Origin of the sequence: Pedobacter sp. WC2423, from assembly GCF_040822065.1 — a bacterium.
In the GTDB taxonomy this organism is placed as follows: domain Bacteria; phylum Bacteroidota; class Bacteroidia; order Sphingobacteriales; family Sphingobacteriaceae; genus Pedobacter.
Window position 1 is genome coordinate 5,532,781 of the sequence record NZ_CP162005.1, and the last position, 15,607, is coordinate 5,548,387.

Annotated in this window: 10 protein-coding genes; all 10 read left to right on the top strand. The window is 41.7% G+C overall.

Features of this window, described 5'->3' with window-relative positions; translation table 11 throughout:
- The first annotated feature begins 11 nt into the window (after window positions 1-11).
- Window positions 12-575: a hypothetical protein gene (locus tag AB3G38_RS23200; RefSeq protein WP_367866071.1), complete on the top strand. Its 564-nt coding sequence runs from the start codon at window positions 12-14 to the stop codon at window positions 573-575.
- 125 nt (window positions 576-700) lie between these two features.
- Complete coding sequence (locus tag AB3G38_RS23205) at window positions 701-3,472, top strand: DUF5695 domain-containing protein (protein WP_367866072.1); 2,772 nt, start codon at window positions 701-703, stop codon at window positions 3,470-3,472.
- 187 nt (window positions 3,473-3,659) lie between these two features.
- Window positions 3,660-4,577 (top strand): dihydrodipicolinate synthase family protein, encoded by a 918-nt coding sequence (locus AB3G38_RS23210; RefSeq protein ID WP_367866073.1) that lies wholly within the window; start codon window positions 3,660-3,662, stop codon window positions 4,575-4,577.
- Window positions 4,578-4,588: 11 nt separating this feature from the next.
- Window positions 4,589-6,166: an aldehyde dehydrogenase (NADP(+)) gene (locus AB3G38_RS23215; RefSeq protein ID WP_367866074.1), complete on the top strand. Its 1,578-nt coding sequence runs from the start codon at window positions 4,589-4,591 to the stop codon at window positions 6,164-6,166.
- Window positions 6,166-7,167, top strand: coding sequence for a 4-hydroxyproline epimerase (locus AB3G38_RS23220; protein WP_367866075.1), 1,002 nt, complete (start codon window positions 6,166-6,168; stop codon window positions 7,165-7,167). The genes AB3G38_RS23215 and AB3G38_RS23220 overlap by 1 nt, the downstream gene beginning before the upstream one ends.
- A gap of 30 nt (window positions 7,168-7,197) precedes the next feature.
- Window positions 7,198-8,439 carry an NAD(P)/FAD-dependent oxidoreductase gene (locus tag AB3G38_RS23225; protein WP_367866076.1) on the top strand — a complete coding sequence of 414 codons (1,242 nt, stop codon included), beginning with the start codon at window positions 7,198-7,200 and terminating at the stop codon, window positions 8,437-8,439.
- A 121-nt stretch (window positions 8,440-8,560) separates the two neighbouring features.
- Window positions 8,561-11,536, top strand: coding sequence for a SusC/RagA family TonB-linked outer membrane protein (locus AB3G38_RS23230; protein ID WP_367866077.1), 2,976 nt, complete (start codon window positions 8,561-8,563; stop codon window positions 11,534-11,536).
- 18 nt (window positions 11,537-11,554) lie between these two features.
- Window positions 11,555-13,156 carry a RagB/SusD family nutrient uptake outer membrane protein gene (locus tag AB3G38_RS23235; RefSeq protein WP_367866078.1) on the top strand — a complete coding sequence of 534 codons (1,602 nt, stop codon included), beginning with the start codon at window positions 11,555-11,557 and terminating at the stop codon, window positions 13,154-13,156.
- Window positions 13,157-13,282: 126 nt separating this feature from the next.
- Window positions 13,283-14,185 (top strand): AraC family transcriptional regulator, encoded by a 903-nt coding sequence (locus tag AB3G38_RS23240; RefSeq protein WP_367866079.1) that lies wholly within the window; start codon window positions 13,283-13,285, stop codon window positions 14,183-14,185.
- 15 nt (window positions 14,186-14,200) lie between these two features.
- Entirely contained in the window at window positions 14,201-15,607 is a 1,407-nt protein-coding gene (locus AB3G38_RS23245; RefSeq protein WP_367866080.1) for an APC family permease, read from the top strand.

Consider the following 15,607-nt stretch of genomic DNA (forward strand, 5'->3'; position numbering starts at 1 on the left):
TACACTATAAAATGAATAAAGTAAGTTATATGATCCTATTGCTGATGCTGGGCTTAGGTGCATCTGCACAAAAGTTAACGCCGGTAATTAAAGAAGGCACTACTTTTAAATATACGTTTTACCTGCATGGTCAAACTACGCCCTTTCAAATTACGCTAAATCATGTTTCAGACTCATTGCTTTTGGGTTGGAACATTCGCGGTTTGGCAGGTGGTAATTATATCGTTTCTGCATCGGGATTAAATAATGGCAATAGTTTAAGTTTTGCTCAGCCAGAGCCTTTTAAGAAAGTTAAACTTGGCGCAGACCAGACTTTTTGTATGATCTCCCGCAGTGCGTTTAATGAACTGATTACCAGGCGAAAATTTATATACGATCATACGATTTATGAACTGAAAGCTGATTCGGATGTATTAATGATAGGTAATCAGCCATTAGCGGTTTTGCACGTTGTTGCCCAAAATGAAACTACAGAATTTTGGATACTTAACAATCCCGACTTCCCTTTTATCTGTCAAAGCAAGGCTAATCCCTTAGGTATTGATATGAAACTAAATGCCATCACGGAGCCCTGACTCATTCTGATGCGAAGGTTAAGGTCTTTCACCTGTTATAAACCAATTCTTTACCGATTTTGCCCTGTTTGGATGAATAGACATCCACTTGAGTGTAAAAACATATTTTTGGTTAAAAGGTAATTATGATGCACTCAGGACTTCAACACACCACAGTTTTTAAAGCAATTTTTCTGCGTTTCAGATTCAATATATATATCCTGATCGGGTTGACGATGCTCAGCGGAATAGTATATGGACAATCGCCATGGGATGCATTGGCCAGGCGCCCTTCCACGCTTGGTTTTGAAAAAGGAACCCTGAATTTTGAAGCAGGGGCACTCCGGTTAAAACTGTTGAAATCTTCACAAACTGTGGCTGCTCTAAATCCTGGGAGAGAAAAAACTTTTGATTTTAGTCCGGCCGACCGCCTTAAGATGCGAAGCAGTAATGGGCTTTATCAGCTGGGTGACCTGAACCTGGTCTTGAAAACTCAGGGAGGCGAATGGAAAAAATATGCTACAGCCGCTAGTCGCATGCCTGTCCGGTTGATGAAAAGTGGTGGACATATACTTGCCGCATCAGATCTCGGGCCAACTTTATCCCCAGATATCCCGCTTCGGGTGAGACGCTACTGGGAGGTACAAAGCGGACAGCTGATTTTACGTTTTGAACTGCATAACAAATCTAAGCAAGCTGTAGAGATTGGTGGCTTAGGAATCCCAATGATTTTTAACAATATTCTGGAGGGAAAAACTCTGGAGCAAACACATGCCCAGAATGTTTTTTATGATCCTTATATTGGCAGGGATGCTGGCTATCTGCAAGTTACCCGTTTGAGCGGCCATGCACCTTCATTACTGGTCGTACCTTATGGACATACTCCTTTTGAAGCCTATAACCCTTTACTTGATGACCCGACACCCCGTGGAATTGCCTTTGAAGGTTTTTATGAATGGACCGTATATAGTAAAGCCTATGCAGAACAGGAGTGGAAAAATGCAGCACAATGGAATACACCCACATCATTGATCCTAAAACCAGGTGAAACACGCAATTATGGTGTAAAGTTTATCGTATCAGGTACAGTAAAAACTATAGAACAGACGTTAGAGAAAAATCAACGGCCAGTAGCGATTTCCGTACCAGGTTATGTATTGCCGCAGGATGTAGATGCCAGATTATTCCTGAAATATAACCAGAAAGTTAAAACCGTAGCTGTTGAGCCGCAACAAGCTTTAACAGTAACGGCTTCAGCAACAACTAAAAATGGCTGGAAGTCTTACCAGGTTCAGGGTAAAAGCTGGGGCAGGGCAAGGCTGACTATTACCTATGAAGACGGGTTGGTTCAAACTATTAATTACAAGGTGATTAAGCCTGAAACTGAAGTAATAGCTGATTATGGAAACTTTCTAACCACTAAACAATGGTTTGAACAGAAAGATCCCATCTTTAAGCGGAGCCCGTCTGTAATCAGTTATGATGAAGATAAAAAGGTGCAGGTTACTCAGGACAACAGAGTATGGATTGCTGGTTTAAGTGACGAAGGGGGGGCTGGAGGCTGGTTGGGGGCAATGATGAAAGAACTCATCGCACCAAATAAAACAGAGATCCATAAATTACAGCGTTTTGCAGATAGTACCTTATTTGGGCAGATCCAGATCAGTACCGGACCAGAAAAATTCGGGGTAAGAAAAAGTCTTTTTTATTATGCCCCGGATTCGTTACCTAAAGGTACGTATGATAGCGGGATCAACTTCAAAACATGGTCTGCCTGGCCGGCCAGGGAAGCCAATTCCGTAGGTCGTTCTTATAACTATCCACATGTAGCGGCTGTACATTGGGTGATGTACAGACTGGCGCGAAACTATAAAGGACTGGTGAACGAATCGGACTGGAGAAAATATTTAACATATGCTGCTGAAACTTCTTTAGCTATGATGAGACTTGCACCGTACTATGCGCAGTTTGGACAAATGGAAGGGACTGTATTTTATCTGATATTAAAAGACTTGAAAGCCGAAGGTATGATGACACTGGCTAACGCACTGGAAGAAAAAATGAAGGTACGTGCGCTGCACTGGCGTTCGCTGAAGTATCCGTTCGGTAGTGAAATGCCCTGGGATTCCACTGGGCAGGAGGAGGTTTATATGTGGTCGTCTTATTTTGGATTTCAGGATAAAGCAGCCGTAACCATGGATGCTATTCTGGCTTATGTTCCTGTGGTGCCACATTGGGCTTATAATGGCAATGCAAGACGATATTGGGACTTTTTATATGGTGGCAAACTTTCACGGATAGAACGTATGATCCATCACTATGGATCTGCATTAAATGCTATACCGGTATTGACAGATTATAGGAAACACCCAAATGATTTTTATCTGCTGCGGGCTGGTTACGGTGGTTTAATGGGCTCGATCTCAAATATTACTGAAAATGGTTTTGCCCCGGCGGCTTTTCATGCTTTCCCTTCTACATTACGCAATGATGGGTTGTCTGGTGATTATGGTTCTGGATTTTTCGGTTATGCAGTGAATACGGCGAGTTATCTGCTTAATCATCCGGAGTTTGGCTGGCTTGCCTTTGGAGGTAATCTTTCGAAAGAAGGATCGTGGATACATGTTAAACTAACAACTGCGGCAAAATCTGCGGTATTTGTTGCACCTGCGGGATTGTGGATCACATTGGATGCGGGTCGGATAGCAGAGATTTCTTATCAGTCCGGTTCGGGAGAAGTCCGTTTAAAACTGGAACCATCAAATGAATATTTGCCAAATGCCTTGTTGAGATTTCAGGAGAATTCACCCCTTAAAGGCAGGTACGGAATAAAAAATATGGAAAGAAACTCCAGGGGAAATTATGTGATACCGCTCGTTGCTGATCAGGTTACTGAAGTGATTCTAAAAAAGAATTAAGCTCCTCTTTATTTGGTTATTCATATAAGCAGAAAAAACGTAATAACAGGTGCATTTACGGGTTGTATTGATTAATATCCGGTCATAGTTTGATTCGTTACCTGGTTAACTTTGGTCATCACACAAACGAACATTTTTGTGGGGTAAGGCTAAAAATAACTATTTAATAAGATAAAACTAAAATAACATGAGCATCAACTGGAGTGGAGTATTTCCTGCTGTAACCACAAAATTTACAGCAAACGACGAACTTGATTTTAATACATTTGACCTGAACCTGGAGGCGCAGCTGGAAGCAGGAGCTCAGGGCATTATTTTGGGTGGATCTCTTGGCGAAGCAAGTGTATTAACAGATGAAGAGAAATTTGAACTCTTGTCTCATACACTTAAAACTGTAAACGGGCGTGTTCCTGTATTGCTGAACATCGCAGAACCAACTACAAAGAAAGCTGTTGCAGCAGCAAAAAAAGCGGGCGAACTGGGCGCTAATGGTTTAATGCTATTACCTCCAATGCGTTATTATGCTGATCATGATGAAACGCTGGCTTTTTTCTCTGCGGTTGCAGAATCTACAGAATTGCCGATTATGATCTATAACAATCCGGTAGATTATAAGATTGAAGTTACAATGGAAATGTTTGATTACCTGGCCCGTTATAGCAATATACAGGCAGTGAAAGAATCTACCAGGGACATTTCCAATATTACGCGTATGTTTAACCGTTTTGGGGAGAGGTTTAAGATCTTTACTGGTGTAGATCCTTTAGCTATGGAAAGTTTAGTAATGGGTGCCCATGGTTGGGTTGCAGGTCTTGTAGATGCTTTCCCTAAAGAAACAGTAGCTATTTACAGGTTGGTAAAACAGAACCGCATTGCAGAGGCGCTGGCTATTTACCGCTGGTTCCTGCCAGTCCTGGAACTTGATATACACCCGAAACTCGTACAGTATATTAAGCTGGCAGAAGTTGCAACAGGTATTGGAACAGAAACAGTGAGAGCACCGCGTTTACCAATTAAGGGAGAGGAAAGAGAAAGGGTATTGAAGGTACTTGATGATGCGCTGGCTAATCGTCCACAATTACCTGCTGGCAGCTGGGGTAAATAATCGGGGTAGTTATGGAAGGAAAAAATATGGTATGTTCAGCTTATGCTGAACCTTCGGGGGAAAGCTTTGAGGCTATAAACCCTGCTACAGGTAAAGAACTGGAGGGTGCTTTTTTTAAAGCATCTTCAGTTGATATCACCAACGCACTAAATGGTGCTGAAATTGCATTTCAAACCTATAAAAACATAGATAAAGATTTAAAGGCCGCTTTTTTAAGAAGTATTGCCGATGAAATTCTCTCGTTAGGAGATGAACTGATCAGCCGGGCTGCGGCTGAAAGTGGCCTGCCTGTTGCAAGGCTGCAAGGTGAACTTGGACGGACCACAGGACAATTGAGATTATTTGCGGATTTGGTAGAAGAAGGTTCCTGGGTACAAGCTGTTATTGATCCGGCTTTGCCGGAAAGAAAGCCTATGCCCCGTGCAGATATCCGCAGGATGCTGGTACCGCTGGGGCCGGTAGTTGTTTTTGGGGCCAGTAATTTTCCGCTTGCCTTTTCCGTTGCCGGAGGAGATACTGCTTCTGCATTGGCAGCAGGATGTCCTGTGGTAGTGAAAGCCCATCCTGCACATTTGGGTACCAGTGCATTGGTGGGATCAGCGATTATAAAAGCTATAGACAAATCAGGTCTTCCTAAAGGATTATTTTCTTTGTTATACGATAATGGCTATGAAGTTGGTGCAGCTCTGGTTAAACATCCAAAAACAAAGGCTGTAACATTTACAGGTTCTTTTAAAGGAGGGAATGCTTTGATCCGGCTGGCACAGGAGCGTGAGGTCCCAATTCCGGTATTTGCGGAAATGGGCAGTATTAATCCGGTTATCTTATTGCCTGAGGCATTGGAGAACAGAGCGGAAGAACTTGCACAGAAATGTGCCGGATCTATTACACAAGGTTCAGGACAGTTTTGCACTAATCCAGGATTGATGATAGCAATACAATCGCCAGCACTTGAAAAATTCAAATCTGCGCTGGCTGCTGCAATTCTTGCTTCGCCATCTTCAACCATGCTAACTGCTGGTATTTTTAGTAATTATAGTCAGCTTTCTAAAGAGATACTGGATGACAATCATATTGATTTGCTTGCAGAATCGACTGTTATAAATAAAGAATTGGAGTGCCAGCCGGCTGCAAGGGTTGCTTTAATCAGCGCGAAGGATTTTCTAAGCAGCATTAAATTTCAGCAGGAAATCTTCGGACCTTATTCTTTGCTGGTGGTTGCAAAAGATGCTGTTGAGTTGCAGGAAGTTATAGGTGTGCTGGAGGGGCAGTTAACTGCTACTTTAATGGCAGAACCACAAGAACTGGAAAATTATCAGGAGCTTTTAAATGAGCTGATAGATAAAACCGGGCGGCTGATCCTGAATGGAGTACCTACAGGAGTAGAAGTTTGTGCAGCAATGCAGCATGGTGGCCCGCATCCGGCCACAAACGATAGTCGCTTTACTTCTGTTGGCAGTATGGCGATTTATCGTTTTGCAAGACCAGTAGCCTGGCAGGATTGGGAAGATGAATTACTTCCTGATGCGCTTAAAGCAAAAAACCCTTTGGGAATTTACAGATTGGTGGATCAAAAATGGATTAAATAATGAGCAGTAAAACTTTTTTTTGTATAGATGCACATACTTGTGGAAATCCGGTCAGGTTGGTAGCTGGTGGGGGGCCTTTGCTCCAGGGGCAAAATATGAGTGAGAAAAGACAGCATTTTTTGAAGGAATACGATTGGATCCGTACGGGTCTGATGTTTGAACCCCGAGGTCATGATATGATGTCTGGTAGTATCCTTTATCCGCCCCACAACATTGAAAATGATATTGCTGTTTTATTTATAGAAACCAGCGGATGTTTGCCAATGTGCGGTCACGGAACAATTGGTACGATTACCATGGCCATTGAAGAGGGACTTATCCAGCCAAAAATACCAGGGTTTATCCGGATGGAAGCTCCGGCAGGATTGGTTTTAATTGAATATCAGCAAACGGTAGGTAAAGTGACTGCAGTTAAACTGCGGAATGTACCTTCCTACCTTGCTGCATCAGAACTTCAGGTAGAATGTCCTGAGCTGGGAACATTAACTTTCGATGTGGCCTATGGAGGAAACTTTTATGCCATTATAGACCCGCAAGAGAATTTTGCAGGGCTGGAGAACTATACAGCTGCGCAGTTGATTACCTGGAGCCAGGTTATTCGTAAACGCATCAATGAGCAGCATACTTTTGTTCATCCATTGGATTCGACAATTAATGGCTGCAGTCATATTCTTTGGGCTGGGGCCACTTTAGATTATTCATCTACAGCACGTAACGCTGTGTTTTATGGAAATAAGGCGATAGACCGTTCACCTTGTGGTACAGGCACTTCTGCAAGGATGGCTCAATGGCATGCCAAAGGTAAACTGAAAAAGGGAGAGACCTTTATTCACGAAAGTTTTATCGGGAGTAAGTTTACTGGAAAAGTAGAGGAAGAGGTGGAACTAAATGGTTTACCGGCAATTATTCCAAGTATTGAAGGCTGGGCAAAGGTATACGGCTATAATACCATTAAAATTGACGATGATGATCCATATGCGCATGGTTTTCAGGTTATTTAATCATTTTTTTAATCATTATCAGCACGTCAGATGTCAAATGTATTAATTATAGGCGGTGGAATTGCAGGCCTTACCTCTGCTTATTATCTTCATAAAAAAGGTTATCAGATCACTATTTTAGATAAGGGTGAGCTAGTCGACAATTGTTCTTTTGGAAATGCCGGAATGATTGTACCCAGTCATTTTGTGCCCCTTGCCTCACCTGGTATGATCCAGCAGGGAATTCGCTGGATGTTTAACAGTAAAAGCCCATTTTACGTAAGGCCATCGCTTAATCCGGATTTGATTGGGTGGGGACTGAAATTTTTGAAACATGCTAATGCGGGACATGTTTCCCGCTCTGCAATACCTTTAAGGGATTTATCCTTGCTCAGTAAACAACTTTTTGAAGAGCTGAGTAAAGAACCCAACTTTGAATTCGAATTAAAAAGCAATGGGATCCTGGCTTTTTATAAAACAGAAAAAGCTGCTGAAGAAGAAGCACATCTGGCTAAAAGTGCCATAGAACTGGGGCTGGACATGGCTGTGCTGAATCCAGCAGAATGCCGGCTGCTGCAGCCAGATCTTAAGCTGGATGTTCTTGGTGCAGTTCATTACCGTAACGATGGTCATTTATATCCACCGATGCTGATGAATGCTTTGTTGAATTATCTGGATCAGGCAGGAGTAACTATTAAGAGGAATCATGAAGTTACCAAAGTTGAAAGTGATGGGGGGAAAATAACAAAGGTATTTACTGGAGATAAAGTCTGGGAAGCCGATCAGTATGTATTAGCAGCGGGTTCATGGTCGCCTGCAATTGCTAAAATGATGGGTCTGAACATTTCCATTATGCCCGGCAAAGGTTATTCATTCCTGGAAAAAGAACCGCAGGGCAGGATGAGTATCCCTGCATTATTATGTGAGGCAAGAGTGGCCATTACACCAATGAACGGCAGTATCCGGTATAGTGGTACCATGGAACTGGACAAAATTAACAGCCGTATCAATATGCAGCGGGTACGGGGAATTGTAGAGTCTGTACCTGAATATTTTCCAGACCTGAAACCGGAACTCCCTGCTGAAAAAGAAATCTGGTATGGCTTTAGACCATCTTCGCCCGATGGCTTGCCTTATATTGGGAGAAGTCCTAAAAGGGTCAACCTTATTGTTGCAACAGGACATGGAATGATGGGTTTAAGTTTAGGGCCTGCTACAGGCGCTTTGGTGAGCCAGATTGTTTCAGCAGAGCAACCTGAAATTGATATCCGCCCGTTCTCTCCGGCCAGATAAAATTCAACAGGGTAAAAATAGGCTAATACCTGATAAAATACGAAAACTATGCTCATTTTTTAGCTTCTAACTTTAGATGGACCGATCATCCTGATCAACTGAACCAAATAAAATTTAAAGTATGAAAGCAAAAAATGAGCATTATCATGGCTCTGGCAAGAGAATTTGGATTCTTTTGCTCTTCCTCCTTCCCTGTCAGCTGTATGCTCAAAATACAGTTACAGTAAAAGGAACTGTATCAGACGTAAAAGATGGAACTACATTAGTTGGGGTTTCTATTAAAGAGAAAGGTACTTCAAATGTGGTCAGCACAGATACTAAAGGTGGTTATAGCCTGAAAGTAAAAAATGCCGCTGCAGTACTTGTCTTTTCTTACATTGGTTATCAATCGCAGGAGATTGCTTTAAATGGCAGCGCAAGCCTGGACGTGAAACTCAGTGTAGAAAGTACCGGACTGGACGAAGTAGTGGTGGTAGGTTATGGTACCCAGAAAAGAGGTGAGGTGACCAGTTCTATTGCGACTGTAAAGGCAGAAGATTTTACCAAAGGAACGGTAAGAGATGCCGGTCAGCTGATCCAGGGAAAAGTGGCTGGATTAAGAATCACTACCCCTTCCGGAGATCCTGCAGGCAGTACACAAATCAATCTGAGAGGTCTGAACTCTATTAACGGGACATCAGAGCCGTTGATTTTGATTGATGGAATTCCAGGATCACTTAATACTGTTGCACCAGAAGATATTGAAGCGATAGATGTCTTAAAAGATGGCTCGGCTGCAGCGATCTATGGAACCAGAGCAACTGGCGGAGTAATCTTAATCACCACCAGAAAGAATCCCACCGGATCTAAGTCGACTATTGAATATACCAACTATGCAAACATTCAAAAGATTGCCAAAAAGCCGGAAATGCTCACGGCTGACGATTATCGCCGTTTAAATAGCCAGGGTGCTAAATATACAGACTATGGTGGCAACACAAACTGGCTGGATGAGATCCTGCAAAACCCGGTGAGTCAGAATCATAATCTGAGCATTTTTGGTGGTAATTCTGCGACTAATTTTAGCGGTTCTGTAAACTATCGTGACTGGGAAGGCATATTTCTGCGCACGGGACAAAAACGCTTAACTGTACGCGCAGCGTTGAACCACTCTATGTTTGACGATAAGCTAAAAACAAATATTACGGTAATCAACCGCAGCATTACTTCTTCCCAGGGGGGAGCGGATGGTTATGCTTATCGCCAGGCCATTATCCGTAATCCAACTGATCATATCTATAATGACAAGGGAAAGTGGCAGGAAAGGGATATCTATTTTTATGATAACCCTTTATCCAGAATTAATGAGGCAACCAATGATGCAATACTGAGACAGACAAGGATCAGCGGAAGCCTGGATTACAGGCCTGTTAAAGAACTGAGCTTAAAATTACTGGCTTCTAATATTCAAAATAATAATCTATATGGTAGCAGCACTACATTTGAACATGTAAATACGACCAAATCAAAATTAAATGGCACGGCTTCCCGTTCCACAGATTCTGGTAATGAAAACCTTGTGGAATTTACGGCTAATTATACCAAAAGTATAGGTCTCCATAATTTTAGTGTACTTGGCGGATATAGCTGGCAGGATGCGGTTAGTGAAAATTTTTACGCTTACAACTTCGATTTTCCAACAGATACCTATAGTTATAACAACCTGCAAACAGGAGCTGGACTTAAACAAGGCAAAGCCGATATGACCAGTGATAAAAGTAAATGGCAGCTGGCCGGTTTTTTTAGCCGGTTAACCTATAACTGGAATGAAAAATATTTGTTTATGGCAAGTATCAGAAGAGAAGGGTCCTCTAAATTTGGGGCCAATTATCACTGGGGCTCGTTTCCGGCGGCTTCAGTGGGCTGGCGTATAACTAAGGAAGATTTTATGCAGCATATTCCTGAAATTTCAGATTTGAAGTTAAGGGCTGGCTATGGGGTAACGGGTACAATTGCCAATAATCCTTATCAATCACAAACCAGTTACAAGTATGATTATGCAGAGGGTGCTTTTATTGATGGTAAATGGGTACCGGGGTTTGTTCCTGCAAGAAATTTTAACCCTGACCTGAGATGGGAAAAGAAGAAAGAATACAATGCAGGTCTGGACTTTGGTTTATTTAAAAACAGGATTACAGGATCATTGGATTATTATAACCGGACAGTGGAAGATCTGATCTATAATTTTAGTGTACCAATGCCTCCTTATCTAACTAATAGTATGCTAATTAATGCCGGCACCATGAAAAATTCAGGTTTCGAAGCGCTGATCAATGTAAAAGCGATAGACAGTAAACTTTTAAAATGGAATTCAAGCATTACCTATTCTACCAATAAGAACAAACTTGTCAATTTGTCCAATGACAAATTTGATGTAACTGTAGGATTTTTCGATGCAGGTTATACTGGTGAGCCTATACAAACCAATACGCACCGTGTAAAGGTAGGTGGCCCTATCGGGCAGTTTTTCGTGCTTAAAAGTGTAGGGGTAGACGACAATGGAAAATGGCTGGTAGAAAATAAGGATGGCAAAGTCATTCCAATTTCTCAGTCCACAGCAGATGACCGTCAGTATTATGGGAATGGAATCCCTAAATATCTGTTGGGATGGAACAACTCTTTTAAAATCAAAAATTTCGATCTGGAGGTCAATGTCAGGGGTGCTTTTGGTCACGATGTACTGAATATGCAGCGGATGTATTATGAGAACCCGGTCAACAAAGCGTACAATGCTTTGAAAACATCTTATGATCCTAAATATGGAAAAACGCTGAACAACGATTTGGTTTATGTAAGCGACTATATTGAAAAGGGAGATTATATCAAAATTGATAACGTTACACTGGGTTACACTTTTCCAGACCAACTGATTAAAGGCATCAAAAACCTCAGGATATATGTTTCTGCATTGAATCTGTTTACAATAACCAAATATAAAGGGCTGGACCCGGAAGCTGTGAGTTACTCCGGCGATTTTACTTTTGCTCCGGGTATTGAAAACAGAGATGCTTATCCTACCACAAAAACATTCACCACAGGCATCAGTGTCTCTTTTTAAGCTTTAATTTTTAGTATCATGCAAACAAAAATCTTATATATACTTATTGCAGCTTTTGGATGTGCAGGCACCATGAGCTCATGTACTAAACTGAATGAAGAAGTTTATTCTGAGGTTCTTCCTTCCAAATTTACACCTACCGAAAAAGATCTTCCAACCATCCTGGCACCCACTTATGCTTCTTTAAGAACGGTGATGTGCGGGTGGCAAGGCTATTTTGATTTACAGGAGGAGGCCGCAGATTGCATCATTACCCCGGTTCGTCCAAATGGATGGGACGATGCAGGAACCTACCGCCGTATGCACCAGCATGCCTGGACTACACAGGAATGGCAGCCCTATAATACCTGGCAAAATGCTTTCGCGACTATCACCAAAGCAAATACGGTACTTTCCCAGATTGAAGCAGGAACCCTGAAATTGGGTGATATAAAGCCAGCTGTAGTTGCTGAACTTCGCGCAGTCAGGGCATTTGGATACTACCTGCTGCTGGACAACCATGGAAATGTACCAGTCATTCTTAAAATAGACCCCAATGATCATGCTTTGCCTAAACAAAATACAAGGGCCGAGGTATATGCTTTTGTGGTTAAAGAACTCAATGAGGTCATGCCGCTTTTAAGTGAGGACCCAAAAAGCACTTATGGCCGGTTGAACAAATGGGGTGTAAAAGCATTATTGGCTAAAATATACCTGAATTCAGAGATTTATGTCGGCACTGCCGAATATGCGAAATGCATTAAGGAAGCTGACGATATTATCAACAGCAGTAAATACCGACTGGATAATAATTATTCAGATGTATTTACGTATACGAACCAGAATTCTGCTGAAATTATTTTTGCTATTCCATATGACGAAATTTATGGCAGGGGAAATCAGATCCATATGAAAACACTGGATCCCCTGAGCCAGGGTGTTTACCAAATGACTGCACAGCCATGGGGCGGAAACTGTGCTGTTCCACAATTTATCAATACTTATGATCCAGAAGATAGCAGATTGAAGGATTCCTGGATCCAGGGACCCCAGATTAATCCCCTTACGGGGCAGGTGCTGATCAATTATGTGAACGCTGTTCCAGGTATGGGTGGATTAGACGGTATTGTGGCTCCTGGTAATGCAGGGTTTAGGATAGGTAAATTTGTAATTAAACAAAATGCAACTGGTGACCTGGACAATGATTTTCCTTTCCTTCGGTATGGAGATGTACTGATGATGAAAGCAGAAGCTCTTTTGAGAACAGGTAATGCAGCAGGTGCGGCAACTCTGGTTACACAGGTTAGGCAACGCGCATTTAAAAGCAGTGCTGCTAAAGCTGCTGTAAGTGGTGATGATCTTTTAAAAGGAAGCAGGTATCAGTACGGACTACAGACACCAGATGGTAAAGTAGCAGATGTGAATGGTGGTGCAGATATTAAGTACGGACGTTTTCTGGATGAATTGGGATGGGAATTTGCTGCTGAAGCACACCGCAGACAAGATCTGATCCGGTTTGGTGTATACGAAACAAAAAAGTGGTTTAACCATTCACCTAAATCTCCAACACGTACTTTGTTTCCTATTCCCCAGGATGAACTCTCTAAAAATCCGAATTTAAAGCAGAACCCTGGTTATTAATAAACGTTGATTTGACGTATATTAACAAAATGTAACCGTATTTTAACCGATTCGATGGTGAGTTTACTTGTTGAATGTTAATATCTGTATATTAACATTCAACAAACCTAACCAGCCGAACCAACTATGAAAGTACTTCCATTTACATTGCTTGTACCGGACGATAAAAGTGTGATCTCCGAGCATATCGAACTTCCATTTTTTTACCAGTATCTTCACCGTCATGATGAATGGCAGATTACCTGGGTGCAAAAAGGAGAAGGGACGCTGATTACAGGAAACAATATGCACTCATTTAGTTCGGGTGATATTTTTCTTATCGGAGCCAATCTTCCTCATTTGTTTAAATCCAATCCTGAATATTTTGTTGCCGATAAGCGCAAAAGTATCCGGGCTTGTTCATTGTATTTTAATCCCTCAGGAATTCTTGCCGGACTATTTAACCTGCCGGAGATGAAACTGCTTAATTCATTGCTGAAAAATCACAAACATGGCTTCAGGATCCCTGCAAGTCACAGTAAGGAGATCTCTTCCAAAATATTTGATGTTCATCGTGCTTCTGGTACAGATGTACTGTTTAACCTCCTTAAATTGCTGAATACCTTACAGCATGTGAGTGAAAAAGCAGAACCACTTTGCTCTAATGTATACTCTTCTGATATTTCAGAAAGTGAGGGAATCAGGCTCGGCAATATTATCAATTATATTATGCGCAATTACAATAATCAGATTGCGCTGGAAGATATTGCAAATACGGCTTATATGACACCCCAGGCTTTTTGCAGGTATTTTAAAAAACATACAGGGCATACTTTTGTCTCGTTTCTTAACGAAGTGAGAATTAACGATGCCTGTAAAAGCTTGATTGCTGGCAAGAAGATAGATTGTATCTCTGGTGTAGCTTATAAAGCTGGCTTTAATAGTATTACTAATTTTAACCGGGTATTTAAAAGCATTATCGGGCAGTCGCCCAGGGCATATGTAGATGCTTATAATAATGTAAGTAAGGTTAATTCAATGGTTGTTTAACAAATTATAACAATTATGAAACCTGGAACCACTCAATTTAAATCTTCTTTGCGATTAATGGATGCTACTATGCTGGTTGCAGGTAGCATGATCGGTTCTGGCATTTTCATCGTTAGTGCTGATATTACCCGGAATGTTGGAAGTTCGGGCTGGCTGCTGGTCGTATGGCTCATTACCGGATTCATGACCCTTACCGCTGCTTTAAGTTATGGGGAGCTTAGCGCAATGTTTCCTAAGGCAGGAGGACAATATGTTTATTTGAAAGAAGCTTATAATCCGCTGGTGAGTTTTCTGTATGGGTGGAGTTTTTTTACAGTCATCCAAACAGCTACTATAGCTGCGGTAGGTGTGGCCTTTGCTAAATTTACGGCCTATTTGATTCCTGTTTTTAATGAAGACCTGGTAGCCATTGACCTTGGGTTTCTGCATATTTCCACAGCGCAGCTTCTGGCCATTGTCGTAATTGTTCTGCTTACTTATATCAACAGCAGGGGGGTAAACAGCGGCCGGATTATCCAAACTACTTTTACTGTGGCTAAATTGCTGAGCTTATTTGGGCTGATCGTTTTTGGCCTGTTTTTCCTGCAAAAGGATATTTGGCACAATAACTGGAAAGATGCGTGGAATCTGACTTCACTTTCTGTCAGTGGCTATACGGGAAATTATACTACGGTAGCGGCATTTGGTGCTATCGCTGCCGCGATGGTAGGTGCAATATTTAGCAGCGATTCCTGGCATAATGTAACCTTTGTAGCGGGCGAGATTAAAGATCCTAAAAGAAATATCGGCCTTAGCTTAGCTTTGGGGACGATTATGGTTACGGTACTTTATGTGCTGACCAATATCATGTATACCGGTATATTGCCTCTGCACGAAATTGCTTATGCAGATAAAGATAGAGTTGCTGTTACAGCATCACACGTGATCTTCGGCAACTGGGGAACAGTGATTATTTCCCTGATGATCATGGTTTCTACTTTTGGTTGTAATAATGGACTAATTATGGCCGGTGCCAGGGTGTATTACTCTATGGCTAAAGATGGCCTTTTTTTTAAGAAAGTCGGAGTCCTGAATAAAAATGCTGTGCCTGCATTTGGCCTCTGGATCCAATGTGTTTTTGCCTGTTTATGGTGCCTGAGTGGAAAATACGGCGACTTGCTGGATATGATTTCTTTTGTAGTGGTGATGTTTTATATGCTTACGATTACAGGTATTTTTATTCTTCGTAAAAAACGCCCGGATGCAGAAAGACCATATAAAGCCTTTGGCTATCCTGTTTTGCCTTTAATTTATATCGTTATGGGGCTTGCATTTTGTACACTCTTAATTATTTATAAACCAAATTACACCTGGCCCGGGCTCATCATTACCATGATGGGTATTCCTGTATATTATCTGATTGGAAGATATCAAAAAAATTAA

What these genes read in the sequence shown, in the direction of transcription:
- AB3G38_RS23200 (WP_367866071.1), top strand. Translation starts at nt 12, where the DNA reads ATGAATAAAGTAAGTTATATGATCCTATTGCTGATGCTGGGCTTAGGT.
- AB3G38_RS23225 (WP_367866076.1), top strand. Translation starts at nt 7,198, where the DNA reads ATGTCAAATGTATTAATTATAGGCGGTGGAATTGCAGGCCTTACCTCT.
- AB3G38_RS23235 (WP_367866078.1), top strand. Translation starts at nt 11,555, where the DNA reads ATGCAAACAAAAATCTTATATATACTTATTGCAGCTTTTGGATGTGCA.
- AB3G38_RS23220 (WP_367866075.1), top strand. Translation starts at nt 6,166, where the DNA reads ATGAGCAGTAAAACTTTTTTTTGTATAGATGCACATACTTGTGGAAAT.
- AB3G38_RS23205 (WP_367866072.1), top strand. Translation starts at nt 701, where the DNA reads ATGATGCACTCAGGACTTCAACACACCACAGTTTTTAAAGCAATTTTT.
- AB3G38_RS23240 (WP_367866079.1), top strand. Translation starts at nt 13,283, where the DNA reads ATGAAAGTACTTCCATTTACATTGCTTGTACCGGACGATAAAAGTGTG.
- AB3G38_RS23230 (WP_367866077.1), top strand. Translation starts at nt 8,561, where the DNA reads ATGAAAGCAAAAAATGAGCATTATCATGGCTCTGGCAAGAGAATTTGG.
- AB3G38_RS23210 (WP_367866073.1), top strand. Translation starts at nt 3,660, where the DNA reads ATGAGCATCAACTGGAGTGGAGTATTTCCTGCTGTAACCACAAAATTT.
- AB3G38_RS23215 (WP_367866074.1), top strand. Translation starts at nt 4,589, where the DNA reads ATGGAAGGAAAAAATATGGTATGTTCAGCTTATGCTGAACCTTCGGGG.
- AB3G38_RS23245 (WP_367866080.1), top strand. Translation starts at nt 14,201, where the DNA reads ATGAAACCTGGAACCACTCAATTTAAATCTTCTTTGCGATTAATGGAT.